Here is a 24,635-nt window from a genome sequence, read left to right as displayed (position 1 = left end):
CCTCGATGAGGTTTTCTCTTCCTTATCGAGGAAACCACTGCTTGAACCTTTTCGCAACCTTCTGTAGGTGATAGTTTTCTAATATGGGAAACGAAGGCGTTGAATTGGGAGCCGAGGCGCGCTTCGGTCGCCGCGTCAGGGCCGAGCGGCTGTCGCGGGGATGGACACAGGCAGAACTCGCCGAACGCCTGGCGGCACTGGGGTTGAACCTCCATCCCAGCGCAATCGCCAAGATCGAACTCCGCGATGTCGAACGACCTAGAGCGATCACATTGGACGAAGCGGAGATACTTGCGCGCGCTTTCGGCCTCACGGTCGGCGAGATGTACGAGACCGACGCCGATCGGGTGCGCAACGTTCAGGCGAAGATGCGTGCCGTCCTCGACGGGCTCTCTGATGTCCTGGCTGACGGCAACCTCGTGCAGCACGAAGTCGTCGCCGTTTACCACACCACTCCCGGCGAGACCGTCCTGGACGCACACCTCACCACGTTCAGCCAGCTCCTGTCCGAGTTGACTGACCTAGTCAAAGGAGCGAAAAAGCTCCGATCGGAACTGGAGAACGCACGATGAACACCGCCCGCAACCGCCGCGCTGGCGACACGGCAAGGGCGGGACGCCGCACCGAGCCGATCAACGTGCACACCGCCGAGAACGGCAAGGCTACCTACTGGTTCCAGGTCGACATCGGCGTGAGGCCGGACGGCAAGCGCAACCGGAAACGGTTCACCTACGCGACCAAGACGGAGGCGCGGCGCGAATTCCGCCGAATCTCAACAGAGGTCGCCGCCGGTACCTATGTCGCGCCTACGAAGACGACAGTGGCCCAGCACATCGCGACATGGTTGAACGGGCGACGCGATGTCCGGCGGGTGACCGTCGAGGGCTACCGCAACGCGTTGAAGCCGGTGGTCGATCGGCTCGGTAGCCTGCCGCTCCAGCAGTTGACCAAGAAGCATGTCGACGACCTGGTGAACTGGCGGCTGACCGAGGGCCGCGGCGGTAAGCGTCCGGTCAACGATGCGGCAACGGCCGTACTGGCGTTCGTTCGCCAGCACCCCGAGGGGGTCCGGTACGCAGAAGTCACCGCGAGGTTCGGCGAGAAGTCCGGTCGGTATCTCGATCGCCTTCGCGCCTCCGGTCGTGTGGAGCGGCCCAAGCGCGGGATCTACATCGCCGCACCGGACATTGTGCAGCCTGCTGAGCCGCGGGGGGTATCGGAGCGCACAGTCAGCACGATGCTGATACATCTGACCGCCGCGCTGGACGATGCTATGGCCCAAGGTCTGGTCACCCGCAACGTCGCCCGCTTGGTCAAGCGCCCCGATGTCGCCGACAAGGAAATGCAAACGTGGACCCGTGAGCAGTGCCGCCAGTTCCGCGAGCGCGTTCGCGAGCATCGCCTGTACGCCCTGTTCCTTCTTTCCCTGTGCGGGCTGCGCCGCTCGGAGATCATGGGCCTGCGCTGGTCGTGCATCGAGGGCCCCATGCTGAACGTCCGCCGCGGGCGTGTTGCCGTCGGTAAGGACGTAGAAGAGGGCGACCCGAAGTCGAGGCGCAGCAAGCGCAGCCTGCCATTGCCAGCCGATGTCGTCGCGGCGCTCGGTCGGCTGAAGATCACGCAGAAGACTGAAGCGCTGGCGCTGGGGGAGTCGTGGTCGGACGATCGCCTGGTCTCTGTGCATGAGGATGGGACGCCGCTCCGGCCTGAGTGGTACACCGACGAATTCCAGCGCCAGGCCAAGACGGCGGGCGTCCCCGTGATCCGGCTGCACGATGCCCGGCACACTGCCGCCACGATTCTGCTGGACTCTGGGACATCGGTCTCCGCGGCCGCGAAGTGGCTTGGTCATGACGCAGGGGTGCTGTTGCGGGTCTACGGCCACGTCTATGACGAAGCACTGGAAGCGGCGGGCGGGACCCTCTTCGGCGAAGGCGGCGCGACGACGGGAACCTAGTTCGCCTACTCGTTGGCAAGCTGTGGGCAAGATCACGCCTGCCCCGAGAATCGCACGTGGCGATGGCGTGGACGAAACGGGGCAATGACCTGCCAGTCCGTAAGTGGGCGCAGAGGGGATCGAACCCCCGACCGCTGGTGTGTAAAACCAGTGCTCTACCGCTGAGCTATACGCCCCGGCCGTGACCGGCGGATTATGAATCTAGCGCGGCGAGCGCTTTCTCCCAAGCCGCCTGGTCACGGGCCTCTCCGGGGCCGTTCATCTCGGCGAAGCGGATGTAGCCTTCGCGGTCGACGACGAACGTGCCCCGGTTGGGGTAGCCGGCTTTCTCGTTGAAGACGCCGTAGGCCTGGGCCACCGCGCCGTGTGGCCAGAAGTCCGACAGCAGCGGGAAGGTGTAGCCCTGTTCGGCCGCCCAGATCTTGTGGGTGGGCGGCGGGCCTACCGAGATCGCGAGGATCTCCGCGTTGTCGTTCTGGAACTTGGGCAGCTCGTCGCGGACCTTGCACAGCTCGCCCTGGCAGATCCCGGTGAACGCGAGCGGGTAGAAGACGATCAGCACGTTCTTCTTCCCGCGGTAGTCCGCCAGCCTGACTTCCTGGTTGTTCTGGTCTTTCAGCGTGAACTCCGGCGCGACAGTGCCAACCTCTAACGGCATAGCTAATCCTCCATCGTCTCGGGTTCCACCGGACGGGCGTGCGACACCGCCCTGGTGGAAACCATAGCGCGGCGGGTCAGCGCTGCTTCGAGGGAGCCTTGGGCTGCACCAGACGGCTACCCGTCCACGCGCCGAGGCTGATCGCCGAGGTCTGGGTGAGACCGGCGGTCGGCGCGGATTCGGCGATTTCACTGGGCTCGACGTGCCCCGGCTGTCCGGTCTTGGGCGTGAGCACCCAGACGAAACCGTCGTCGGCGAGCGGGCCGATCGCGTCCATCAACGCATCCACCAGGTCACCGTCGCCGTCGCGCCACCAGAGCAGTACGACGTCGATCACCTCGTCGGAGTCCTCGTCGACGATTTCGCCGCCGATCGCTTCCTCGACATCGGCCCGCAGGTCGTCGTCGACGTCCTCGTCCCAGCCCAATTCCTGGACAACCAAGCCGTGTGAAATGCCAAGCTTCTGAGCGTAGTTCTGCGCGTCCGCCGCGGCGACCACGGTGGTGTCCTCCTCAACTCCCGACAGTATTAGTTGCAAGCGAACATGGTTATGGCCTTCAGCGCAAGCCGATCCGGCGAAATAGCTACCGAATGTCGTGTTGCGATGGTGTGTCAGAGCGTTCTCAGCGTTGCGGGCAGGAGTCGCGCACGACGTTGCGTGCGTCGTTCACCCGTCTGCTGGCGTCGTTGAGCGCCCCGACCGGCGAGAGGTAGGTCATCGTGCGCGTCTCCGCGGCCAGCGCGCGCGCCGCGCTCACGTACTCGGTGAATTTGGCGGCCAGGTCCGGCGGCAGCGTGTCCCGGGCGGCGTTCACGCCGCTCTCCACCGTGTTCGCGGCGTCCTCGAGGGTCTGGGCGGCCGAGTCCCGTTTGGCGACGTAGTCGGGCGCGTTCGAATCGTGCGCGTCGACGAAGTCGTTGTACCTGGTGACACCCACACCGGTGGTGCCGGGGAACTGCGTGCAGTTGTCGGCGATGGCCTTGGCCTCGGCCGCCGCGCGCCGCGCGGAGGTGGCGGCCGCCGACGAGGAGGCCGCCTCGGTCTTGTACGCCGCCAGATCGCTCGCGTTCGGGCTCGCCGAGCCCTCCACCCGGTTGGCGCAGCCGGCCACGACCAATCCGATCGCGACGGCACCGGTAGCGCACACCATTCCGAACCCGCGTGGGTTCAGCAGCTTCATCGTCCTCCCCGCTCCTCACGGCTGCCACGGCTCATCATGCTCACCTTGCCTGTCGAACGGTACTGGATTTACGGCTGAGATGATGACCTGGGACGCGCCATCGGCAAGGATGGATGGTGCGCCCGAACCTTTCGTAAACGGGCGGTCCGCCAACCACGCGAACCCGCCCGGGGATACCGACGCCAAACATGTCCACCCCTGTACGAGGAGCAGATTTGACCGACCTGATCCACTCTCCCGCACCGGCGAAATCCGCCGGCGCCAGCTCCGCCCCAGCTCCCGCCGTGAGCCGCGATCCGAACGGGTCGCACGCGCCGCAGCAGGGTGGCCGGGTGCGGGTTATCCGCGAAGGGGTGGCGTCCTACCTACCGGACATCGACCCGGAGGAAACCAGCGAATGGCTCGAGTCGTTCGATGAGATGCTCGACCGGGAAGGCCCCGGCCGCGCGCGTTACCTCATGCTCCGTCTGTTGGAGCGGGCCGGTGAACGTCGTGTCGCCATCCCGTCGTTGACCTCCACCGACTACGTCAACACCATCCCCACCGAGAACGAGCCGTGGTTCCCCGGCGACGAAGAGGTGGAGCGGCGCTTCCGCGCCTGGATCCGCTGGAACGCCGCGATCATGGTGCACCGCGCCCAGCGTCCCGGCATCGGCGTCGGCGGGCACATCTCCACCTACGCGTCCTCGGCGGCGCTCTACGAGGTCGGCTTCAACCACTTCTTCCGCGGCAAGGACCACGCCGGCGGCGGCGATTCGATCTTCATCCAGGGTCACGCCTCGCCGGGCATCTACGCCCGCGCGTTCCTGGAGGGCAGGCTGTCGGCCGACCAGCTCGACGGATTCCGGCAGGAGTACAGCCACGGCGGCCCCGGCCGCGGGCTGCCGTCCTACCCACACCCGCGGCTGCTGAACACATTCTGGGAGTTCCCCACGGTGTCCATGGGCCTGGGTCCTATGAACGCGATCTACCAGGCCCGATTCAATCATTACCTGCACGATCGCGGCATCAAGGACACCTCCGACCAGCATGTCTGGGCGTTCCTCGGTGACGGCGAGATGGACGAGCCGGAGTCGCGTGGCCTCGCGCACGTGGCGGCCATGGAGGGCCTGGACAACCTCACCTTCGTGGTCAACTGCAACCTGCAGCGCCTGGACGGCCCGGTGCGCGGCAACGGCAAGATCATCCAGGAGCTGGAGTCGTTCTTCCGAGGCGCCGGCTGGAACGTCATCAAGGTGATCTGGGGTCGCGAATGGGACGCGCTGCTCGGCGCCGACCGCGACGGGGCGCTGGTGAACCTGATGAACAGCACCCCCGACGGCGACTACCAGACCTACAAGGCCAACGACGGCGCCTACGTTCGCGATCACTTCTTCGGCCGCGACCCGCGCACCAAGGCGCTGGTGCAGGACCTGAGCGACCAGGAGATCTGGAACCTCAAGCGCGGCGGCCACGACTACCGCAAGGTGTACGCCGCCTACGCGGCCGCGATGGCGCACAAGGGCCAGCCGACGGTGATCCTGGCCAAGACCATCAAGGGCTACACCCTCGGCAAGCACTTCGAGGGCCGCAATGCCACCCACCAGATGAAGAAGCTGACCCTGCAGGACCTCAAGGACTTCCGCGACCTGCAGCGGATTCCGATCAGCGACGCCGAGCTGGAGAAGGATCCCTACCTGCCGCCGTACTACCACCCCGGTATGGAGGCGCGGGAGATCCAGTACATGCTCGACCGGCGCCAAGCGCTGGGCGGATTCCTGCCGGAGCGGCGCGCGGCGTCGAAGCCGCTGAAGCTTCCCGGTGACGAGGCCTACCGCTCGGTACGCAAAGGCTCCGGCAAGCAGAACGTGGCCACCACGATGGCGCTGGTGCGGCTGATGAAGGAACTGCTGCGGGACAAGGAGATCGGCAAGCGGATCGTGCCGATCATTCCCGACGAGGCCCGCACCTTCGGTATGGACTCGTGGTTCCCTTCGTTGAAGATCTACAACCGCAACGGCCAGCTGTACACGTCGGTCGACGCGGAATTGATGCTTGCCTACAAAGAGAGCGCCGTCGGGCAGATCCTGCACGAGGGCATCAACGAGGCGGGCTCGACCGCGTCGTTCACCGCGGCGGGCACCTCGTACGCCACCCATGGCGAGCCGATGATCCCGCTGTACATCTTCTACTCGATGTTCGGCTTCCAGCGCACCGGCGACGGGCTGTGGGCGGCCGCCGACCAGCTGGCCCGCGGTTTCGTGCTCGGTGCGACCGCGGGACGCACCACGCTGACCGGTGAGGGTTTGCAGCACAACGACGGGCACTCGCTGCTGCTCGCCGCGACCAACCCGGCCGTGGTGACCTACGACCCGGCGTTCGCGTTCGAGATCGCCCACATCGTGCGCGACGGCCTGCGCCGGATGTACGGGGGCGGTACTCCGCCGGAGGCCTCGGCACCGCTGCCCGGCACCCGCCCGCACGGCAGTGCGGGTGAGTTCGGCGGGGAGGATGTCTTCTACTACATCACCCTCTACAACGAGCCGTACCAGCAGCCCGCCGAGCCGGAGGACCTGGATGTCGCGGGTCTGCTCAAGGGCATCTACCTGTACAAGCGCGGGGGCGAGGGCGCGGTGCGCGCCCAGATCCTGGTCTCCGGCGTCACCGTGCCGGACGGCCTGCGCGCGCAGGCGCTGCTCGCCGAGGAATGGGGTGTGCAGGCGGATGTCTGGTCGGTGACCTCGTGGGGCGAACTCCGCAAGGAGGCGCTGGACAAGGAGATCGCCGCGCTGCGCGACCCGGCCGCCGAGCCGGGCGTTCCGTACGTCACCGAGGCGCTGTCGCGGGTCGAAGGCCCGTACGTCGCCGCGACCGACTGGATGCGCGCGGTGCCCGATCAGGTCCGCAAGTGGGTTCCCGGCGACTTCACCACGCTCGGCACGGATGGTTTCGGCTTCTCCGACACCCGCCCCGCAGCCCGGCGGGTGTTCAACGTCGACGCGCAGTCCATCGCGGTCGCCGCGCTGGCCGGCCTGGCTCGCGCGGGCAAATTCGACGCCGCCAAGGTGGCCGAGGCGGCGGCGGAGTACGGGATCGCCGACGTGGACGCCGCGCCGAAGGCGGCGGTGAGTTCGGACGAAGACCTCGCGTAGCGGAATATTGGATGGTGGACCGTAAACCGCCGCGGCCGCGACGGATCTCCGAAGGCTCCTCCGAGCACGAGGTGTATCTGCCGACGGGCGCGCTCTCCCCGAACCGGCAGACCCGCGACCCTCTTCCGGACACGCTGCTCAAACGCGTCAAGCAGTTCTCCGGCCGCCTCTCCACCGAGGCGGTGGGGTCGATGCAGGATCGGTTGCCGTTCTTCGCCGATCTGGACGCCGCCCAGCGGGCCGGTGTGCAGATGCTGGTGCAGACCGCGGTGGTGAACTTCTTGGAATGGCTCCAGGACCCGGACAGCGACATCCGGTTCAGCCTGGACGCCTTCCAGGTGATCCCGCAGGACCTGGCGCGGCGGCTGACGCTGCGCCAGACCGTGGACATGGTCCGCGTCGCCATGGAGTTCTTCGAGCAGTGGCTGCCCGCGCTCGCGCGCAACGACCGGCAGCTGGTCGCCCTCACCGAGGCGGTGCTGCGTTACGGGCGTGAGCTCGGGTTCGCCGCCGCCTCGGTGTACGCCAGCGCCGCCGAGTCGCGCGGCGCGTGGGACACCCGGCTGGAGGCGCTGGTCGTCGACGCCGTGGTGCGCGGCGACACCGGCCCGGACATGCTCTCCCGGGCCGCGACGTTGAACTGGGACGCCACCGCACCGGCGACGGTGCTGGTCGGCACTCCGCCGGGCGAGCAGGGTGTCTCGTCGGTGGGCGCGGTGCATTCCATCGCGGCACGGCACGGTCGCGCCGCGCTGGCGGTGGTGCAGGGCACCAGGCTGGTGATGGTGGTCTCCGGGCATCTCGGTGACACCTCGTATGTCTCCCCGTTCCTGGCCGACCTGCTCGCCGAGGTGTTCTCCGACGGCCCGGTGGTGATCGGGCCGACCACGCGCACCCTGGGCGCGGCGCACGCCAGCGCGGTGGAGGCACTGGCGGGCATGGAGGCCGTGGTGGGCTGGCGTGGGGCGCCGCGACCGGTGCACGCGGCCGAATTGCTGCCGGAACGGGCTTTGTTGGGTGATCGAGCTGCGATCGACGCGTTGAACGAGTACCTTGTCCTACCGTTGGCCGCGGCGGGGTCGTCGCTGGCGGACACCCTCGATGCCTATCTGGATTGCGGTGGAGCGGTCGAGACGTGTGCGCGTCAGCTGTACGTCCATCCAAATACGGTCCGGTATCGCCTGAAGCGCATCGCCGAGATCACGGGCCGTGATCCGCTTAATCCGCGTGATGCGTACGTGCTCCGGATCGCCGCCACAGTAGGTCGTTTGACACGAACCCGTAACGAATCGTCAACACCTACCCCAGAAGTCACGCAAGTCGCGTTCGGCCACGAGGGCGTGTAACGCATCCGGCGAATCGGTCGATTCGGACAGCCCACGTGGTCTTTTGTGGAACCCCCACAAAAGCGCTTCGGAACCTTCATTCGCGTCGACATCTCGTGCGGCCCGCCTCACAGTGTTTTCTTAGAGGCGTGATCGCGTTGTTCGCCCCTGGACAGGGCTCTCAGACACCCGGCATGCTCGTGCCTTGGCTCGACCTTCCCGGCGCGAATGAGCGCCTGACGCTGTGGTCCAAGGCCTCCGGCCTGGATCTGGTCCGTCTCGGCACCACCGCGACGGCCGAGGAGATCACCGACACCGCCGTCACCCAGCCGTTGGTGGTCGCCGCGGCGCTGCTCGCGTACTCGGAAGTTCCGCAGGACGCGCTCCCTGCCGCTACCATCGTGGCCGGACACTCGGTCGGCGAGCTCGCCGCCGCGGCGGTCGCCGGAGTTCTCTCCGCCGACGACGCGGTCCGGTTGGCCGCGATCCGCGGAGCGGAGATGGCCAAGGCGTGTGCGCTGGAGCCGACCGGCATGTCCGCGGTACTCGGTGGCGATGAGGCCGCCGTGCTCGAACGGCTCGCCGAACTCGACCTCGTCCCGGCCAACCGCAACGCGGTGGGCCAGATCGTGGCCGCGGGTCGGCTGGACGCTCTCGCCGAGCTCGCCGCGAATCCCCCGGAGAAAGCCCGGGTTCGCGCGTTGCCCGTCGCGGGTGCGTTCCACACCGCGTTCATGGCCCCGGCGCAGGATGCTGTGACCGAAGCCATAACGAAGATCGCCCCGAACGAGCCGACCAAGACCTTGCTGTCGAACTTCGACGGCAAGCCCGTCGCGTCCGGACAGGACGCGATCGACAAGCTCGCCGCGCAGGTCACCCGGCCCGTGCGGTGGGATCTGTGCACCGAAAACGTCCGGCAGGCCGGTGTTTCGGCGGTGGCCGAGCTGCCGCCGGCGGGCACCCTTGTCGGCATCGCGAAACGGGAGCTGAAGGGTACGCCGACACTGGCCCTGAAGACCCCGGAAGACCTCCCCGCGTTGGCTGAGCTGACCACATCCGGCTAGCTTTCCTCCGCGACCATGCATCCAGATGCGAGGTCGTGACCGAGCAGGCGGTAACTATCGCCCTGCTCGATCCGAATAAGAACCAGTAGAGCCCTACAAAGTATCAAGAAGGGAGCCACCAAGTGGCCGCTCTGACCCAGGAACAAATCGTCGAGGAACTCGGCAAGATCATCGAAGAGGTGACCGGCATCGAGCCCTCCGAGGTGACGATCGAGAAGTCCTTCGTCGATGACCTGGACATCGACTCGCTGTCCATGGTCGAGATCGCGGTGCAGACCGAGGACAAGTACGGCGTGAAGATCCCCGACGAGGATCTGGCCAGCCTGAAGACGGTTGGCGACGCCGTCGCCTACATCCAGAAGCTCGAGGCGGAGAACGCTGAGGCGGCCGCCGAGCTCAAGGCCAAGTTCGACAACGCCGAGTAGGGCCGACACTGTGACCACTCCTTCCACCTTGAACGGGAACTTCCCCAACGTCGTCGTAACTAGCCTGGCGGCGACCACGTCGATCGCGGGTGACGTCGATGCGACGTGGAAGGGACTCCTCAACGGCGAGAGCGGCATCGACGTTCTCGAGGATTCCTTCGTCGAGGAATACGACCTTCCGGTCCGCATCGGCGGTCACCTGAAGGTCCGGCCCGACACCCTGCTGTCTCGTGTCGAATGCCGGCGCATGGCCTACGTCGAGCAGCTCGCGACCGTGCTCGGTCGCGAGGTGTGGCGGAACGCGGGCAGCCCGGAAGTCGACCCGGAGCGGCTGGGTGTCGCCATCGGCACCGGATTAGGTGGTGGCGACGCCCTCATCGATTCCGTGGACAAGCTGAAGAACGGCGGCTATCGCAAGATTTCGCCGTTGGCTGTGCAGATGGTCATGCCGAACGGCCCGTCGGCCGTTGTCGGTCTCGAACTGAAGGCCAGGGCGGGAGTGGTCACTCCGGTCTCGGCATGCTCGTCCGGCTCCGAGGCCATCGCCAATGCCTGGCGCATGATCGTCATGGGTGACGCCGACATCGTCGTCACCGGTGGCGTCGAAGGCTTCATCGACGCGGTGCCGATCGCGGCATTCACCATGATGCGTGCCATGAGCACCCGCAACGAGGACCCGAAGGGCGCGTCGCGTCCCTTCGACAAGGATCGCGACGGCTTCGTCTTCGGCGAGGCGGGTGCGCTCATGGTCATCGAGACCGAAGAGCACGCGAAAGCTCGTGGCGCCACGATCCATGCGCGCCTGCTCGGCGCGGGCATCACCTCCGACGGCTTCCACCTCGTCGCTCCCGACCCCACCGGCGACGGTGCGGCGCGGGCCATGACCAGGGCGATGCAGTCCGCGGGATTGACCAAGAAGGACATCACGCACATCAACGCGCACGCGACCGCGACGCCGATCGGTGACACCGCCGAGGCGAACGCGATCAACAAGGCCGTCGGCAACCACGCCTCGGTCTACGCGCCCAAGTCGGCACTCGGCCACTCGATCGGTGCCGTCGGCGCCCTGGAGTCCGTGCTGACCGTGATGAGTATCCGTGACGGCATCGTCCCGCCGACGCTGAACCTGGAGAACCAGGATCCGGAGATCGACCTCGACGTGGTGAAGGGCGAAGCCCGCCGCCAGGAGATCGAGTACGCGATCAACAACTCCTTCGGATTCGGTGGACACAATGTGGCGCTCGCCTTCGGTCGCGCATAGCCGCACGATCGACTGCACAACGATCCCGGCGGGGTCGGCCAGCCGAGCTGGTACGACCCCGCCGTGGTTCGACATATGCAGCCGCGGTAGCGGCACTGAGTGAGGAGACAACGCGATGACAATCATCGCTCCCGCGTTGCGACAAGAGACCGCGACCGACCCGCGCGATCCGCTGGGCCGACTCCAGCGCTTCTTCGACCCCGGCACCATTCTTCCGCTGCACCCGCGGGACAAGTCCGGTGTGCTCGCTGCCATCGGCGAGGTGGACGGTGTTCGCACCGTGGCCTACTGCTCCGACGCCACCGTCATGGGCGGCGCGATGGGCGTGGAGGGCTGCAAGCACATCGTCGACGCCATCGACACCGCCATCGACTCCGGCGTCCCGGTGGTCGGGCTGTGGCACTCCGGTGGCGCTCGCTTGGCCGAGGGCGTCGAGGCGCTGCACGCGGTCGGCCTGGTCTTCGAGGCCATGGTCCGCGCGTCCGGCCTGGTTCCGCAGATTTCCGTGGTGCTCGGCTTCGCCGCCGGTGGCGCCGCCTACGGTCCGGCGCTGACCGACATCGTGATCATGGCTCCGGAAGGCCGGGTCTTCGTGACCGGTCCGGACGTGGTGCGCAGCGTGACCGGCGAGCAGGTCGACATGGCCACCCTCGGCGGCCCGGAGACGCACGGCAAGAAGTCCGGCGTCACGCACATCGTCGCCCACGACGAGGCCGATGCGCTGCACCGTGCCCGCCGCTTGGTGTCGATGTTCGCCGAGCAGGGCGAATTCGACCTGGTCGCGGCCGCGCACGGCGACGTCGACCTGAAGGCGATGCTGCCGGAATCGGCCAAGCGCGCCTACGACGTGAAGCCGATCATCCATGAGCTGCTCGACAACGTCGACGGTGAGTCGAGCTTCGAGGAACTGCAGGGTCTGTACGCCCGCAGCATCGTCACCGGCATCGGTCGCCTCGGCGGCCGCACCGTCGGCGTGCTGGCGAACAACCCGATCCGGCTCGGCGGCTGCCTGAACTCCGAAAGCGCCGAGAAGGCGGCACGTTTCGTGCGGCTGTGCGACGCGTTCGGTATTCCGCTGGTCGTCGTCACCGACGTGCCGGGCTACCTGCCCGGTGTCGGCCAGGAGTGGGAAGGCGTGGTGCGCCGCGGCGCGAAGCTGCTGCACGCGTTCGCCGAGGCGCGCGTTCCGCGGGTCACGCTGGTCACCCGCAAGATCTACGGTGGCGCCTACATCGCGATGAACGCCCGCTCGCTCGGCGCGACGGCGGTCTACGCGTGGCCGGGCTCCGAGGTGGCCGTGATGGGCGCCAAGGCCGCGGTCGGCATCCTGCACAAGAAGGCCCTCGCGGCCGCGCCGGAGGAAGAGCGCGAAGCGCTGCACGAGCGGCTGACCGCCGAACACGAGCGCATCGCCGGCGGTGTGGAGCGCGCCATCGCGATCGGCGTGGTCGACCAGGTCATCGACCCGGCCAAGACCCGCAGCACCATCGCCGCGGCCCTCGCCGCGGCTCCGGCCCGCGCGAGTCACCACAAGAACATCCCCCTCTGAATCCAACGCACCGACGCGGGCTCCAGGACACCCCTGGGGCCCGCGTCGCGTGTGCGGACATAGTGAGAACTCACGAGGGCGAACGCGGCACGGCGCTCGGTAGCATCGGGGAGTGCGCTATGAAGAACTGGCCGATGTGCCGTGCTCGATCACGCGCCCACTCGTGATCTTCGGTGATCGCTGGACTCTGCTGATTCTCAAGTCCTGTTTCTCCGGCATCCGGCGTTTCAACGCCTTTCAGAGCGCACTGGGCATTTCCCGCAGCAGGTTGCAAGATCGCCTGGACCGGTTGATCGAGCACGGCATCCTGGTCAAGCAGAAGGCCGCGGTCGGTGCGCACGAGGAGTACCGCCTCACCGCCAAAGGTCACGACATCTACCCGATTCTGCTGGCCATCCGCGATTGGGGCGACACCTACATGGCGCCCGAGGGACCTCCGGTGCGCTACCGCCACCACGAGTGCACCGGTGAGGCGCACGTGCGGCTCGAATGCGATTCGTGTGGAAACGAGCTCACCGCACGGGATGTCGCCCCCGAGCCTGGACCCGGTCTGCTCGATGCCACCGGAGCCGAGGCGCGTGCGGGGTCTACGCGCTGAACGAGCGCCGCTCGGGTGCGCCTACCGGGTCGAGGCTGCGACGTGGCCGCGCTGCGTTCGATCGGCGATGACGAATCCGCCGCCCTTCCCACCGGCTCGATGGACGCACGTTGTGGGTGGCCGCGCTGGGCTGGGTGTTGCACCAGGACGGCGTTCGCTGGGCCAGCCGCAGCAGAGCCAGGATGGTCTCCCGTGCCACCGGCTGCGGGTGGAACTGCCTGCAGGTCCACCGTTCGTCGAGCACCCGCGTGAGCGCTGCGAATTCCTCGGTCGTCGCCGTCATATCCGGCCCTCTCCATATGGTCTTATTTCGAGACCGAACGCTGGCATCGAACGCTCCCCCGGGGAAGGTGGGAGAAGCGTGGGATCTCGAAGAGACGCGCCCGGCAGGAAACCGGTTGTCCGCGTTGCCGCGATCGGCCCGCCCGAACGAGGCAGAATCCCGATATGGCGTCCGAAGCCACCGCCGCGCGGGACCGCAAACGGCACGGCAGGCACTACACGCCGCCCGCGCTGGCCCGGTTCCTCGCGCAGCGGCTGCTGCGGTATGTCGCGCCGTCGGCATCGGGATTGCTGCGCGTACTCGATCCGGCCTGTGGCGACGGTGAGCTGCTGCTGGCCATGCACGCCGAGGCGGCGGTGCTGTTCCCGGGCGTCCGGCTGGTGCTGACCGGCTACGACCTCGACGCGTCCGCGCTCGCGGTGGCGCGCGAACGAGCCGGTGCGGCAGGAATCGTCGCGACCTGGCGCAGCGCCGACTTTCTCGCCGTCGAGGCCGAACTCGCGGACGGCTCGTTCGATGCGGTGATCACCAACCCGCCGTACGTGCGCACCCAGCAGCTCGGCGGATCGACCGCGCAATTGCTGAGCAAGCGGTTCGGCCTGCGCGGACGGATCGACCTCACCCATCCGTTCGTCGCGACGCTGCCGCGGTTGCTGACGGCCGGGGGAGTGCTCGGCCTGCTGTGCGCCAACCGCTTTCTGACCACCAAGGCCGGTGCGAACATCCGCCGCCTGTTGCTCACCGAACTGGCGCCGGTCGAGTTGTACGACCTCGGCGACACCAAACTCTTCGCCGCCGCCGTGCTGCCCGCGATCACCATCGCGCGGCGCGAGAGCTACCGCGAGGGCTGCCGGTACGTCTCCGCCTACCAGGTGGATGGCGAAATAGCTTGTGAACATCCACTTTTCGAGGCGCTGACCGACGAGCACGGTTCGATTGTCGAGCACAACGGGCGGACGTTCGTCGTCGAAGTCGGCACGTTGGTCACCGGGCGCGAACCGTCGGTGGCGTTCAACGCCGTGCTGGACGCCGGTACGCAGATCACGGTCGCGGCCAAGGGGGCGCGCGGACCCGTCCCGGGACGAAGTCCGAGTAGCCGCGGAACGCGTGAACCGGAGACCGCGTGGCGCATGTCGCATGACGAGGTCGACTCCTGGCTGACCCGGATCGGCACGGCCACCTGGCGCAGTTTCGGCGACGTGGCGCGCATCCGGGTCGGCATCAAGACGACCGCCGATCGCGTGTTCATCTCCGACCGCTGGGCCGAGGCCGACCCGTGTCCCGAGCCCGAACTGCTGCTCGCGCTGATCACCCACCATGACCTCGCACCCTGGCGGGCCACGCGGGGCCGCGATATCCGCGTGCTGTACCCCTACGATGTGGCGCGTTCCCGCCGCACCCCGATCGATCTCGCCGAATTCCCCGGCGCCGCCGCCTATCTGCTGGCCAACAAGGAGACGCTGGCCGGTCGCCGCTACGTCACCGAGAGCGGTCGCGAGTGGTTCGAGATCTGGGTGCCGCAGCGTCCGCATCTGTGGCGGGAGCCGAAGCTGGTCTTCCCGGACATCAGCGAGCGTCCCCGTTTCGCGCTGGACCGGTCGGGCGCGGTGGTCAACGGCGACTGCTATTGGATCTCCCTGCCCGATCTGGCCCGCGCGCCGACCGAGGCGATTCGATTGGCGTATCTGCTGATGGGCGTGGCCAATTCGGGGCTCGGACTACGGTACTACGACGCGGTCTGCGGAAATCGGCTGTATTCGGGCAGGCGGCGCTGGATCACGCAGTACGTGTCGCGGCTGCCGGTACCCGATCCGGCGGGCGCTCGGTCCGCGGACGTGATCGATCTGGTGCGCGAGTTCGTCGAGGGCCGCGTGCCCGATCCGGCGGCGCAGGCGGAGCTGGACGAGCGGGTGGCGGCCGCGTTCGGCGTCCGGTTACGCGCTGAGCCGGACGCCGACCATCGGCAGCAGGGTGCGGCGGGCGAACTCGCGTGCGGCGTCCTGGTCGGTGACCGGGATCAGGCCGTCGGGGGTGAGCGCGAGCGAAAGCGCCAGCCGGGCCATGATCTCGGCGACCAAGTCGGCGTCGAAATCGTGCGTCCCACCGGTATTCCGTAGTTCGCGCAGCTTCTCGCCCAGGTAGTCGCGGCCGACGGCGAGGATCGGTCCCGCGTCGGTGGTCAGGCGGGGCAGGATCAGGTCCGGCTCGGTCCGCAGCAGCCTGCGCAGCAGTTCATTGCCCGCGATGGCGGTGATGAACGCGACGAAGATCTCCACCAGCTGGTCTTCGGTGCCGGAAACGGTCTGCACCCGCTTGTCGATGGCGGCGACGAAGCGCTGCGCCTCCCGCACGCTCACCGCCTCGACGAGGTCGTTCTTCGACTCGTAGCGCCGGTACAGCGTGGCCGGGCTGATCCCGGCGCGGCGGGCGATCTCGCCCATGCTGGTCCGCTTGATGCCGAAGTCCAGGAACGCCGAGAGTGCGCTTTCCAGCAGCTTTTCGCCGTCGGCGACCGGTTTCTCCAGGATGCGCTGCAGCATGGGCGAGATGGTGGGCATCGGATCTCCAGTATGTTCGGCGCGGCCAGGCCGTGGCCGGCGGGCGCGGCATCGCGACGGGTGCGGACGGGAGGTTCATTATTTCATTGGGTCGGCGAAGCGTGACCGGGCATTGCCGAACCCGGGCGGCGGCCAGTGGGAGCCGCCTGGTCGGGTCGACGCGCGAACCGGTCGCCCTGCCTCAGTAGGTCGCGTGTCCAGATTAGACTGACCAGCCTGTGGTTGCGTCCGGCCGCACCATCGGCCGACGCGGAAAGGGGTTGGGCCATGGGGTATTTCGCGAATCGAGTGGTCGCGATCACGGGAGCGGGCTCCGGTATCGGCCGGGAGTTGGCGGTAGCGCTGGCCGGTGCGGGAGCGTGGCTGGCACTGTCGGACAAGGCCGCGGAAGCCGTCGCGGAGACGGGAGCGCTGTGCGCCGCCGCCGGTCGGGAGCCGATGGTGAGCACGGTCGACGTCACCGATCGCGCGGCCGTGCTCGCGCACGCGGAGCAGGCCGTCGCGCATTTCGGGCGGATCGAGGCACTGTTCAACAACGCGGGCGTGCTGCACGTCGGGAGCGTGGTCGAGTCGCCGTTCAGCGATTTCGAACGGGTGATGGACGTCGACTTCTGGGGTGTGGTCAACGGCACCAAGGCGTTTCTGCCGCATCTGCTGACGGCCGAGCGCGCGCACGTGGTCAATGTGTCCTCGGCGCTCGGGCTGGTGGCCGTGGCCCGGCACGCGCCCTATAGCGCGGCGAAGTTCGCCGTGCGCGGGTTCACCGACTCGCTGCGCCAGGATATGCGGGCGGCGGGCGGAACCGTGCGGGTCACCGGCGTCTACCCCGGCGGTGTGCTCACCGGCATCGCGCGGTCGGCGAGCGTCGCGCCAGGTGTCGACGCGGCCGAGGTGGTGCGGCGATTCGAGGGCCAGGTGGCGCGGACCAGCCCGGCCGCCGCGGCGCGGACCATCCTGCGCGGTGTCGCGCGCGGCGAGGCGAAGGTGCTCGTCGGACTGGACGCCATTGCTGTGGATCTGGTCACACGAATCGCCGGGTCCTACCACGAACGGGTGCTGGACATGGTATTCCGTTCCTGACCGTGCGCACGGCACTCGGACAGGGACGGGTATTGGCGGAATGGCAACTGGCCGAACGCATCTCACCATACAGGAGACTATTGACGAGGGGAAGGCCGGGCACGGCGCGGCGCCGGGGTGCGTCTTATGACGACGAAATGGATTCTGGTCGAATGCTTTTCCGGGTTTCCCGGGCGGGTCATCGCGCTGGGGGCCGCGCCGAAGTCGTTCGTGCCGCTGGCCAATATCCTGCGCAATCCCTTGTCGCTGGCCGACGCGGAGTCGGCGCTGCGGCAGGCGTGCGCCACCGGTGCGCCGGTCGCGCGGGTCTCGCCGGACGGTCGCCGCACGGTGCGCGCCGAACCGCTGCTCATCGCGCCGGGGCGCGCACACGGCGTGCGGCTGTGGGTCGGACCGGTGCGGGAACCGGTCGCGTCCCCGGATCCGATGGGCGCGTGGTACTTCAATCTCACCACCAACCGTTCGGTGCGCAGCATCGAGCTGCTGGACCTGTACGGTGTCGCACCGGAGAACCGTGCCGCCGAGCTGGCCATCGCGGGTGCGTTCACCCGGCTGGTCACCAACCGCGACGAGAGCGAAGCGCTGGCCAAGATCGTCAACTCGGCGCCGGGCACCGAGCATCAGGCGGTCTGGACCATCCGGCGCGACGACGACGCGTTGCGCGCCGGGCATTTCGCCTGCCGGATCGTCGAGGTCCTCGACGACTCGGGCACGCGTCAGGTGCTGCTGCGCGGAGTGACCCAGGACATCGGCGCCGCCACGGCGGTCTCCGCCGCACCGCCGCCGATGATCCTGGAGTACGCGCTGCTGGAAGCCTCGGCGGAGCCCGGCGAATACCGAGCGATCGTCAATCTGCGCTCCTTGCGGCTGATCCGGTGGATCGGCAGGCCGATGCCGGGCATCGCCTGGGAAGACCTCCCCGGTCAGCCGCCACCACAAATCCATCCGGACGATCTGGAGACGGCGCAGACCATGTCACGCGAGCTGGCAAGGCATCGCACCGAAGGGACGGTGCGCATCCGACGACTCGATGGTGGTTGGCAACCAGTGCGGATACGGGCCGCGTTGATGGCGCTGGATCAGCACACCACGGCCGGACTCGCCACGGTCACCGCGACATCGTGACCGCGGCGTCGAAGTCATTCGCGCGGCAGATCCAGCTCGGCCATTTCCTTCTCGATCGCGTTCGCGGCGAAATCCACCCCGCGGGAACGCAATTCATGAACCCGGCGCTGGAGTGCCTCGACTCCACCGGGCTGGGCCGCGATGTCGGCGACACTGATCCGCCCCTTGGGCCGATGCACACCCGACTGCACGTACGACACCGTGATACCTCCTGCCTGCACGCTCACCCACCCACCGACCCGGGTGGGTTCACCACTGCGCTACAAGTCGCACGACAACCGTGTCGACAGGAGAGCCCGGGTCGCCGGGCACGCTGGCTGAATGCTATCAGCGATTTCTGCTGGACACTTGATCAATGTGCCCTGTATCACACCGCATTCGCCGTGCGGTGCTGGGCGGTATTTGCTATGTAGACAGTCGCATTCAGGCGAACGCGATCTTGCTCCTCGGGGCGGAGTTCCCTGCGGACCTTGCCGGGCACGCCCGCCACCAGTGAGCCGGGCGGAATCTGCGCGCCCTCCGGGATCAGCGCGTTGGCCGCGATCAGGCTGCCCGCCCCGACGGTGGCGCCGTTGAGAACGGTGGCACCCATTCCGACCAGCACGTCGTCGCCGATGGTACATCCGTGCAGGATCGCGTTGTGGCCCACCGAGACCCCGGCGCCGACGGTGAGCGGGAAGCCCGGGTCGGCGTGCAGCACGCAGCCGTCCTGGATATTGCTGCGGGCGCCGACCTCGATCTCGTCCAGGTCGCCGCGCAGCACCGCGCCGTACCACACGCTCACTTCGCCCGCGAGCCGCACGCGGCCGATCACCGTGGCGTTCGGCGCGATCCACGCGCTCTTCTCGATCTCCGGCGCATACTCGCCCAGCTGAATCCGCATGATCACGAACTTAATGGGCGCGGCCGGAGGGAGTTCGCCCGCCTGTAGCGGAAGCCGCCTGGTCGTGTCCCTGGAAACTGGCGCGGTGGGCGGCGGGGCTGGTGCCGAGGATGCGGTGGAAGTGGTGACGCAGGCTCACCGCCGTGCCGAAGCCGGTGTCGGTGGCGATGCGTTCCACGGAGTCGGCGGTGGATTCCAGCAGTAGCCGCGCACGGTCGGTGCGTTGCAGCAGCAGCCATTGCTGCGGACTGCTGCCGGTGCGGTCGCGGAAGCGGCGGGTGAAGGTGCGCCGCGACATCAGCGCGACCCGGGCCCAGCTGTCCAGGTCGATCGGGTCGCTCAGATGTGTTCGCGCCCAGACCATGGCCCGCTCGATCGGGTCGTCCTCGGCGGTCTCGGGGACCGCGACCGGAATGTACTGCGCCTGTGAGCCGCTGCGGTGTGGGGCGGTGACCAGCGCTCGGGCGAGCTCGGTGGCCGCTTTGCTGCCCAGATCGCATCGGACCAGGTGCAGGCAGCAGTCGAGTGCGGCGGCCACGCCCGCGGAGGTGACGATGTCGCCCAGATCCGACCAGAGGGTGTCGGCGCGGACTCGGACCGTGGGGAACGCACGGGCCAGTTCGGCGGCGGCGGCCCAGTGCGTGGTGACTTCGCGTCCGTCGGCCAAGCCGCTGGCGGCCACCGCCCAGGAGCCGAGGCACAGGCCGACGATCCTCGCGCCGCCCGCGTGTGCGGTGTGCAGTGCGGAGCGCAGCCGGCTCGAGAGCGGCATATCGGGCAGCCAGCTCGGGATCACGATTGTCTCGGCGCCGCTGAGCGTATCGAGTCCGTGTCGCACATCGATGTCGAAACCGGCTGGAGTGCGCAAGATTCCGGGGCGTTCCGCGCACACGTCCACCTGGTAGGGAGCGGGGGTGCCCGTCCCTACTCGTCCGAAAACGAGGGAGGGCACCGACAGGTGGAAGGGGCTGATTCCGTCGAAGGCGACGACGGCTACGGTACGCATGGCCTGATCTTAGCGATAGGTGACTCACGGGCCACTGTTGGTGTGCGTTCCGGCTGGACAAGATCGACGGCATGAGCGAGCAAGTCGTCAACACAGCCTCCATTCCGCAGAACCGAGCCGAGCGCAAGGCAGGTGCGGTCGGGAGCGACACGATCGAGCGGACCGCGTTCGAAGTCCTGCACGTCGGCGGCCCCACGCTGCGGTTCCGCTACGCGGGCAGCACCTGGCTGACCGACCCCACGTTCGATGAGCCGGCCGACTATCCGGGGCGCGTCACACTGCACAAACTGATCGGGCCCGCGGTGTCACCGCAGGAGATCGGCCCGGTGGACGTCGTGCTGCTCTCACACGACGAACACGCCGACAACCTGGACGTCACCGGCCGGGAATTCCTGACCACCGTGCCGACCGTGCTGTCCACTCCCGGCGCCGCGACCCGGATCGACGGTGTGCGCGGACTCGAGAACTGGGAGACCGTGACGGTCCAAGGGGTCCAGGTGACCGGTGTGCCCGCCTTGCACGGCCCCGAGGGATGCGAGCCGATCACCGGAATCGTCACCGGCTTCGTGCTGCGCGCCGCCGGGGAGCCCACGGTGTACGTCTCGGGCGACAACGCCTCCGTCGAGGTGGTCGAGCGGATCGTCGAGCGGATCGGCCGCATCGACATCGCCGTGCTCAACGTCGGCGCCGCGAACATCGGTATCTTCGGCGACGCCGACGCCACCTTGAACGCACGCACCGCCCTGCTGGCCGCCGAGGTGCTCGGCGATGCTCTGATCGTGCCGGTGCACGGCGAAGGTTGGGCGCACTTCAGTGAGACGCTCGACCATCTGTCCCGCGTTTTCGACTATGCCGGTCGTGGGGACCAGTTGCGTATTCCCCCCTTGGGCCGCGTCGCCACCATCTGAATGGCGGCCGCCTGACCCAGCTGGGCAACGTGCCGAGAAAGTCGCGGGAAAAACTGGACCGGGTGGTCGCCGTGCGCGATCGGCGCGTCGGTCGTGGCGCGGGCCCGGCGCCGGGGCCACGATGGCGGTATGAGGATCGGAGTACCGCGGGAGGTCAAGGAGCAAGAATTCCGGGTGGCGCTGACTCCGGCGGGCGCCGGGGAACTGACCGGACACGGACACGAGGTGCTGGTGCAGGCGGGCGCGGGCATCGGCTCGGGTTTCCCCGACGCCGACTACGCCGCGGCCGGGGCGCGGCTGGTCGCGGACGCCGACGAGGTGTGGTGGGACGCCGAATTGGTGTTGAAGGTGAAGGAGCCGATCGCCGAGGAGTATCCGCGGATGCGCCGCGGGCAGGTGCTGTTCACCTTCCTGCACCTGGCCGCGTCGCGCGAGTGCACCGACGCCGTACTGCGTTCCGGGATCACCGCCGTCGCCTACGAAATGGTGCGCGCCGCCGATGGGTCGCTGCCGCTGCTGGCCCCGATGAGCGAGATCGCGGGCAAACTCGGCACGCAGGTCGGCGCGTACCACTTGATGGCGCCGCTCGGCGGCGCCGGACTGCTGCCCGGCGGCGTTCCCGGGGTACGCCCGGCGGAGGTGGTCGTGCTCGGTGGCGGCGTCGCGGGTTCGAACGCGGCCACGGTCGCCGTCGGGATGGGTGCGCGGGTGAGCGTGCTGGACACCAACCTGCAGCGGCTGCGCGACCTCGACGCCCGCTTCGGCGGCCGGGTCACCACCATCGCGTCCAACGCCGCGGAGATCCGGCGCGCGGTGTTGTCGGCCGACTTGGTGATCGGCGCGGTGCTGGTCCCCGGCGCGCGTGCGCCGAAACTGGTCTCGAAGGACCTCGTCGCGGGCATGCGCCCCGGTGCGGTACTGGTGGACATCTCCATCGACCAGGGTGGCTGCTTCGCCGCCTCACGCCCGACGACCCACGCGGATCCCACCTTCCGGGTGGCGGACGCGCTGTTCTATTGCGTCGCCAACATGCCCGGCGCGGTGCCGCACACCTCGACGATCGCGCTCACCAATGCGACATTGCCGTACGCGCGCGCGATCGCCGATCTCGGCTGGAAGGAGGCGTGCGCGGTAAACCCTGACCTCGCCCACGGTCTCACCGCCGACGCGGGTCACCTGCTCTCGGTGGAAGTCGCCACCGCGCACGGCTATTCGCGTCGGCTCGGCGTCGCGGGGTGACCGGCACCGAGCGCGGCGCACCGGATCGCCGCCGGGCGGCTGCTCGCCCCATGCCCGGTACCTGTCCCCTTGACGGACCGGCAGGAGGAGAGTTCGGTAACCCCTGATCTTGCTCACGGTCTCACCGCGGACTCGGGTCGGTTGCTGTCGGTTGAAGTCGCCGCCGGAACGGTGTTCGTATCCGCTCGTGTCGCGGGGTGACCGGCGGCGATCGCGGCGCACCGGGATCGCCGCCGAGCGGCTATTGCTGCTCCCGGCCCTGGCCCAGGTACCAGTCGGGCTGACCGGTGGTGGGCAGGTCGTGCAGTTTGTCCGGGTTGCGGACCACGTCGATCGCGACGATGCGGCCGTCGTCGACGGTGAAGGAGAAGACGCCGGTGTGCGTGCCGTCGAACACCACCAGGCCGGGCTGGCCGTTGACCAGAACCGCGCGCCCCCAGCCGCCCACGGCGGATGGCGCGTGGTACCAGCCGAGCAGGAGCTTGGCCACCAGTTCGGCGCCGTGGACGGGCTGCCGGATCGCGGGCACCTTGCCGCCGCCGTCAGCGGTGAGGCTCACGTTGCCGTCGAGTACGCCGAGCAGGGCGCCGAGATCGCCGGAACGCCAGGCCAGCGCGAAGGCCGACACGACCTTTTTCTGCTCGTCCGGTGACGCGGGGAAGCGTGGGGTGCCGTCCTCGACTCGCTTGCGGGCTCGGGAGGCGAGCTGTCGCACCGCGGCCGGGGTGCGGCCGACCACCTCGGCGACTTCCGGGCCGCTCATGCCGAAGACGTCTTGCAGGACGAACGCGGTGCGCTCGGCGGGAGAAAGGGATTCGAGAACGACCAGCAGCGCGGTGGTGACCCGCTCGTCCTGGGTGATCCGGTCGGCCGGGTCCTCCCAGGTGGTGACCTCCGGCTCCGGCAGCCATTCGCCCACGTACTGTTCGCGGCGCACGCGGGCGGAGCCGAGGTGGTCGAGCGCGAGCCGGCCGGTCACGGTGGACAGCCAGGCGCGCAGGTTGTCGATCTCGCCCGCGGTGCCCGCCTCGTACTGGCGCTGCAACCGCAGCCACGCCTCTTGCACCACGTCGTCGGCGTCGGTGAGGCTGCCAAGCGTGCTGTAGGCGAGTCGGCGCAGATACGGCCGGTGCTCCTCGAACCGCCGGGCCAGCTCGGCCTGGTCGAGGGGCTCCGGGGAAGGCTGCTCGGAAGTCACTGCTGTTCGCCGTTCGTCGTTGGCCCCCGCGGGGCGAGTCTATGGATGCGTCACCAGTTCGACGACGCAGGGGCACAGAGTGTGACACGTGGGTGACGGCATGGTGTGCGGGTAGGTCGGCGAGCCCACCCGATACTCTCGCGGGGTGCACAAGGGGACTTCCACCGCGGTCGGGCTGCTGCTCGGATTCGCGCTCGATCGGATGTTCGGCGATCCCAGGCGGTGGCATCCGGTGGCCGGATTCGGTGCGGCGGCCGCCGCTTTGGAAGGGGTGACCTACGCCGACCGGCGTGTGGCGGGACTGGCGCACGAGGCATTCGCGGTCGGCGCGGTGGTCGGGTTCGGCGCGGCGGCGCGGCGCGGCGGGACAGTCGCGACCGCGGTCGCGACCTGGACCGTCCTCGGCGGTCGCAGCCTCGCGGGCACCGGTCGAGCGATGGCCGATCGGCTCGCGGCCGGCGATCTGGACGGCGCTCGCGCGTTGCTGCCCGCACTGTGCGGCCGCGACCCGGACGTGCTGGACGCGGACGGCCTCGCGCGCGCCGCGCTGGAGTCCATCGCCGAGAACACGTCGGACGCGGCCGTCGCTCCGGTGGTCTGGGGCGCCGTGGCCGGTGTGCCGGGTTTACTGGGATATCGCGCGATCAACACCCTCGACGCGATGGTCGGCTATCGCACCGAGCGCTACCGGCGGTTCGGCTGGGCCGCCGCGCGCACCGACGACGTGGCAAATCTGCTCCCGGCGCGGCTCACCGGCCTACTCACGGCAGCGCTCGCACCGGTGGTCGGCGGTCGCCCCGTGGCGGCACTGCGGGCTTGGCGCCGCGACGCGGCAGGGCATCCCAGCCCCAACGCCGGAGTCGTCGAGGCGTCGATGGCGGGCGCGCTCGGCGTCCGGTTGGGTGGCCGCACGCAGTATCCGCACGGTGTCGAACTGCGCCCGCTACTCGGTGAAGGCCCCGCCCCCACCGTCGCTGACCTGCGCCGAGCCGTCCGCCTCTCGGAAGCAGTGCAACTCGCCGCCACGCTCCTCGCCGCCGCCGCCGCGGTCGCCGTCGCCAAGCGCTGACCGTGTACCTCTCGCCGGGTCATCAGGGCGTGCTGAACCCGCGAAGCTCCACCCCCCGGACGATCCCGATCCGGTAGTAGTAGATCTCGGCGGTGGCCAGATCCAGCTCGCCGGGTAGGTGTCGTATGCGCTCGGCC

General features: G+C 68.5%; 23 protein-coding genes, 1 tRNA gene and 1 pseudogene. 15 read left to right on the top strand and 10 right to left on the bottom strand.

Annotated elements, in window-relative coordinates:
* Window positions 1-83: 83 nt before the first annotated feature.
* Window positions 84-572, top strand: a complete 489-nt coding sequence (locus ACWPXK_RS22835; protein WP_454198217.1) for a helix-turn-helix domain-containing protein — start codon at window positions 84-86, stop codon at window positions 570-572.
* The gene (locus ACWPXK_RS22830; protein WP_454198216.1) at window positions 569-1,957 is read left to right on the top strand and encodes a tyrosine-type recombinase/integrase; all 1,389 of its coding nucleotides are present in this window, start codon (window positions 569-571) and stop codon (window positions 1,955-1,957) included. Before ACWPXK_RS22835 ends, ACWPXK_RS22830 begins: the two co-directional genes overlap by 4 nt.
* A 104-nt stretch (window positions 1,958-2,061) precedes the next feature.
* Here the strand turns inward: ACWPXK_RS22830 and ACWPXK_RS22825 are convergent.
* The 4 genes from ACWPXK_RS22825 to ACWPXK_RS22810 all read right to left on the bottom strand — a co-directional run bounded on the left by ACWPXK_RS22825 (window position 2,062) and on the right by ACWPXK_RS22810 (window position 3,796).
* Window positions 2,062-2,133 (bottom strand) — tRNA-Val (locus ACWPXK_RS22825).
* A 17-nt stretch (window positions 2,134-2,150) separates the two neighbouring features.
* Entirely contained in the window at window positions 2,151-2,615 is a 465-nt protein-coding gene (locus ACWPXK_RS22820) for a peroxiredoxin (RefSeq protein WP_454198215.1), read from the bottom strand.
* Window positions 2,616-2,691: 76 nt separating this feature from the next.
* Window positions 2,692-3,114: a DUF3052 domain-containing protein gene (locus ACWPXK_RS22815; protein WP_195130917.1), complete on the bottom strand. Its 423-nt coding sequence runs from the start codon at window positions 3,112-3,114 to the stop codon at window positions 2,692-2,694.
* Between the two features lie 124 nt (window positions 3,115-3,238).
* Window positions 3,239-3,796: a hypothetical protein gene (locus tag ACWPXK_RS22810; RefSeq protein WP_454198214.1), complete on the bottom strand. Its 558-nt coding sequence runs from the start codon at window positions 3,794-3,796 to the stop codon at window positions 3,239-3,241.
* A 188-nt stretch (window positions 3,797-3,984) separates the two neighbouring features.
* Here ACWPXK_RS22810 and aceE point away from each other — a divergent pair, with 188 nt between their 5' ends.
* From aceE to ACWPXK_RS22775, 7 genes are all read left to right on the top strand, one after another.
* Window positions 3,985-6,927, top strand: coding sequence for a pyruvate dehydrogenase (acetyl-transferring), homodimeric type (gene aceE / locus ACWPXK_RS22805; RefSeq protein ID WP_454198213.1), 2,943 nt, complete (start codon window positions 3,985-3,987; stop codon window positions 6,925-6,927).
* Between the two features lie 11 nt (window positions 6,928-6,938).
* Entirely contained in the window at window positions 6,939-8,273 is a 1,335-nt protein-coding gene (locus tag ACWPXK_RS22800) for a PucR family transcriptional regulator (protein WP_364332342.1), read from the top strand.
* Window positions 8,274-8,401: 128 nt separating this feature from the next.
* Window positions 8,402-9,316 carry an ACP S-malonyltransferase gene (locus ACWPXK_RS22795; RefSeq protein ID WP_454198212.1) on the top strand — a complete coding sequence of 305 codons (915 nt, stop codon included), beginning with the start codon at window positions 8,402-8,404 and terminating at the stop codon, window positions 9,314-9,316.
* Window positions 9,317-9,438: 122 nt separating this feature from the next.
* Window positions 9,439-9,741 (top strand): meromycolate extension acyl carrier protein AcpM, encoded by a 303-nt coding sequence (gene acpM, locus ACWPXK_RS22790; RefSeq protein WP_040776189.1) that lies wholly within the window; start codon window positions 9,439-9,441, stop codon window positions 9,739-9,741.
* A gap of 10 nt (window positions 9,742-9,751) precedes the next feature.
* On the top strand, window positions 9,752-11,002 hold the full coding sequence (locus ACWPXK_RS22785; RefSeq protein WP_454198211.1) for a KasA/KasB family beta-ketoacyl-ACP synthase: 1,251 nt from the start codon (window positions 9,752-9,754) through the stop codon (window positions 11,000-11,002).
* A 115-nt stretch (window positions 11,003-11,117) separates the two neighbouring features.
* The gene (locus ACWPXK_RS22780; protein WP_454198210.1) at window positions 11,118-12,551 is read left to right on the top strand and encodes an acyl-CoA carboxylase subunit beta; all 1,434 of its coding nucleotides are present in this window, start codon (window positions 11,118-11,120) and stop codon (window positions 12,549-12,551) included.
* 112 nt (window positions 12,552-12,663) lie between these two features.
* Window positions 12,664-13,149 (top strand): winged helix-turn-helix transcriptional regulator, encoded by a 486-nt coding sequence (locus ACWPXK_RS22775; protein ID WP_454198209.1) that lies wholly within the window; start codon window positions 12,664-12,666, stop codon window positions 13,147-13,149.
* Here the strand turns inward: ACWPXK_RS22775 and ACWPXK_RS22770 are convergent.
* Window positions 13,139-13,432 carry a nitroreductase family protein gene (locus ACWPXK_RS22770; RefSeq protein ID WP_454198208.1) on the bottom strand — a complete coding sequence of 98 codons (294 nt, stop codon included), beginning with the start codon at window positions 13,430-13,432 and terminating at the stop codon, window positions 13,139-13,141. The genes ACWPXK_RS22775 and ACWPXK_RS22770 overlap by 11 nt on opposite strands.
* Before the next feature lie 164 nt (window positions 13,433-13,596).
* Here ACWPXK_RS22770 and ACWPXK_RS22765 point away from each other — a divergent pair.
* A pseudogene (locus ACWPXK_RS22765) lies at window positions 13,597-14,211 on the top strand (Eco57I restriction-modification methylase domain-containing protein); the annotation flags it as partial.
* 1,155 nt (window positions 14,212-15,366) lie between these two features.
* Here ACWPXK_RS22765 and ACWPXK_RS22760 read toward each other — a convergent pair.
* Entirely contained in the window at window positions 15,367-15,972 is a 606-nt protein-coding gene (locus ACWPXK_RS22760) for a TetR/AcrR family transcriptional regulator (RefSeq protein WP_454198207.1), read from the bottom strand.
* A 285-nt stretch (window positions 15,973-16,257) separates the two neighbouring features.
* On the opposite strand from ACWPXK_RS22760, the gene ACWPXK_RS22755 reads away from it, so the two are divergent.
* Complete coding sequence (locus ACWPXK_RS22755; RefSeq protein ID WP_454198206.1) at window positions 16,258-17,070, top strand: SDR family NAD(P)-dependent oxidoreductase; 813 nt, start codon at window positions 16,258-16,260, stop codon at window positions 17,068-17,070.
* A 126-nt stretch (window positions 17,071-17,196) separates the two neighbouring features.
* Window positions 17,197-18,195, top strand: coding sequence for a GAF domain-containing protein (locus tag ACWPXK_RS22750; protein ID WP_454198205.1), 999 nt, complete (start codon window positions 17,197-17,199; stop codon window positions 18,193-18,195).
* Window positions 18,196-18,209: 14 nt separating this feature from the next.
* Here ACWPXK_RS22750 and ACWPXK_RS22745 read toward each other — a convergent pair whose 3' ends face one another.
* The 3 genes from ACWPXK_RS22745 to ACWPXK_RS22735 form a co-directional block, all read right to left on the bottom strand.
* Window positions 18,210-18,422, bottom strand: a complete 213-nt coding sequence (locus tag ACWPXK_RS22745; protein ID WP_364332319.1) for a hypothetical protein — start codon at window positions 18,420-18,422, stop codon at window positions 18,210-18,212.
* A 140-nt stretch (window positions 18,423-18,562) separates the two neighbouring features.
* Window positions 18,563-19,078, bottom strand: coding sequence for a gamma carbonic anhydrase family protein (locus ACWPXK_RS22740; protein ID WP_454198204.1), 516 nt, complete (start codon window positions 19,076-19,078; stop codon window positions 18,563-18,565).
* Between the two features lie 10 nt (window positions 19,079-19,088).
* Entirely contained in the window at window positions 19,089-20,084 is a 996-nt protein-coding gene (locus tag ACWPXK_RS22735; protein WP_454198203.1) for a GlxA family transcriptional regulator, read from the bottom strand.
* A gap of 71 nt (window positions 20,085-20,155) precedes the next feature.
* On the opposite strand from ACWPXK_RS22735, the gene ACWPXK_RS22730 reads away from it, so the two are divergent.
* A complete protein-coding gene (locus ACWPXK_RS22730) occupies window positions 20,156-20,992 on the top strand; it encodes an MBL fold metallo-hydrolase (protein WP_454198202.1) in 837 nt (278 codons plus the stop codon).
* A gap of 129 nt (window positions 20,993-21,121) precedes the next feature.
* On the top strand, window positions 21,122-22,231 hold the full coding sequence (gene ald, locus ACWPXK_RS22725; protein WP_454198201.1) for an alanine dehydrogenase: 1,110 nt from the start codon (window positions 21,122-21,124) through the stop codon (window positions 22,229-22,231).
* A gap of 241 nt (window positions 22,232-22,472) precedes the next feature.
* On the opposite strand, the gene sigJ is transcribed toward ald, so the two are convergent.
* A complete protein-coding gene (gene sigJ / locus ACWPXK_RS22720) occupies window positions 22,473-23,429 on the bottom strand; it encodes an RNA polymerase sigma factor SigJ (protein ID WP_454198200.1) in 957 nt (318 codons plus the stop codon).
* Between the two features lie 145 nt (window positions 23,430-23,574).
* Here sigJ and ACWPXK_RS22715 point away from each other — a divergent pair, with 145 nt between their 5' ends.
* The gene (locus ACWPXK_RS22715) at window positions 23,575-24,498 is read left to right on the top strand and encodes a cobalamin biosynthesis protein (RefSeq protein WP_454198199.1); all 924 of its coding nucleotides are present in this window, start codon (window positions 23,575-23,577) and stop codon (window positions 24,496-24,498) included.
* Window positions 24,499-24,635: the final 137 nt, after the last annotated feature.

This window comes from Nocardia sp. Marseille-Q1738 (genome assembly GCF_965283145.1).
This window is presented reverse-complemented; position numbering and strand designations above follow the sequence as displayed.

What these genes read in the sequence shown, in the direction of transcription:
- ACWPXK_RS22835 (WP_454198217.1), top strand. Translation starts at nt 84, where the DNA reads ATGGGAAACGAAGGCGTTGAATTGGGAGCCGAGGCGCGCTTCGGTCGC.
- ACWPXK_RS22830 (WP_454198216.1), top strand. Translation starts at nt 569, where the DNA reads ATGAACACCGCCCGCAACCGCCGCGCTGGCGACACGGCAAGGGCGGGA.
- ACWPXK_RS22820 (WP_454198215.1), bottom strand. Translation starts at nt 2,615, where the DNA reads ATGCCGTTAGAGGTTGGCACTGTCGCGCCGGAGTTCACGCTGAAAGAC.
- ACWPXK_RS22810 (WP_454198214.1), bottom strand. Translation starts at nt 3,796, where the DNA reads ATGAAGCTGCTGAACCCACGCGGGTTCGGAATGGTGTGCGCTACCGGT.
- aceE (WP_454198213.1), top strand. Translation starts at nt 3,985, where the DNA reads ATGTCCACCCCTGTACGAGGAGCAGATTTGACCGACCTGATCCACTCT.
- ACWPXK_RS22800 (WP_364332342.1), top strand. Translation starts at nt 6,939, where the DNA reads ATGGTGGACCGTAAACCGCCGCGGCCGCGACGGATCTCCGAAGGCTCC.
- ACWPXK_RS22780 (WP_454198210.1), top strand. Translation starts at nt 11,118, where the DNA reads ATGACAATCATCGCTCCCGCGTTGCGACAAGAGACCGCGACCGACCCG.
- ACWPXK_RS22770 (WP_454198208.1), bottom strand. Translation starts at nt 13,432, where the DNA reads ATGACGGCGACGACCGAGGAATTCGCAGCGCTCACGCGGGTGCTCGAC.
- ACWPXK_RS22760 (WP_454198207.1), bottom strand. Translation starts at nt 15,972, where the DNA reads ATGCTGCAGCGCATCCTGGAGAAACCGGTCGCCGACGGCGAAAAGCTG.
- ACWPXK_RS22755 (WP_454198206.1), top strand. Translation starts at nt 16,258, where the DNA reads ATGGGGTATTTCGCGAATCGAGTGGTCGCGATCACGGGAGCGGGCTCC.
- ACWPXK_RS22750 (WP_454198205.1), top strand. Translation starts at nt 17,197, where the DNA reads ATGACGACGAAATGGATTCTGGTCGAATGCTTTTCCGGGTTTCCCGGG.
- ACWPXK_RS22740 (WP_454198204.1), bottom strand. Translation starts at nt 19,078, where the DNA reads ATGCGGATTCAGCTGGGCGAGTATGCGCCGGAGATCGAGAAGAGCGCG.
- ACWPXK_RS22735 (WP_454198203.1), bottom strand. Translation starts at nt 20,084, where the DNA reads ATGCGTACCGTAGCCGTCGTCGCCTTCGACGGAATCAGCCCCTTCCAC.
- ACWPXK_RS22730 (WP_454198202.1), top strand. Translation starts at nt 20,156, where the DNA reads ATGAGCGAGCAAGTCGTCAACACAGCCTCCATTCCGCAGAACCGAGCC.
- ald (WP_454198201.1), top strand. Translation starts at nt 21,122, where the DNA reads ATGAGGATCGGAGTACCGCGGGAGGTCAAGGAGCAAGAATTCCGGGTG.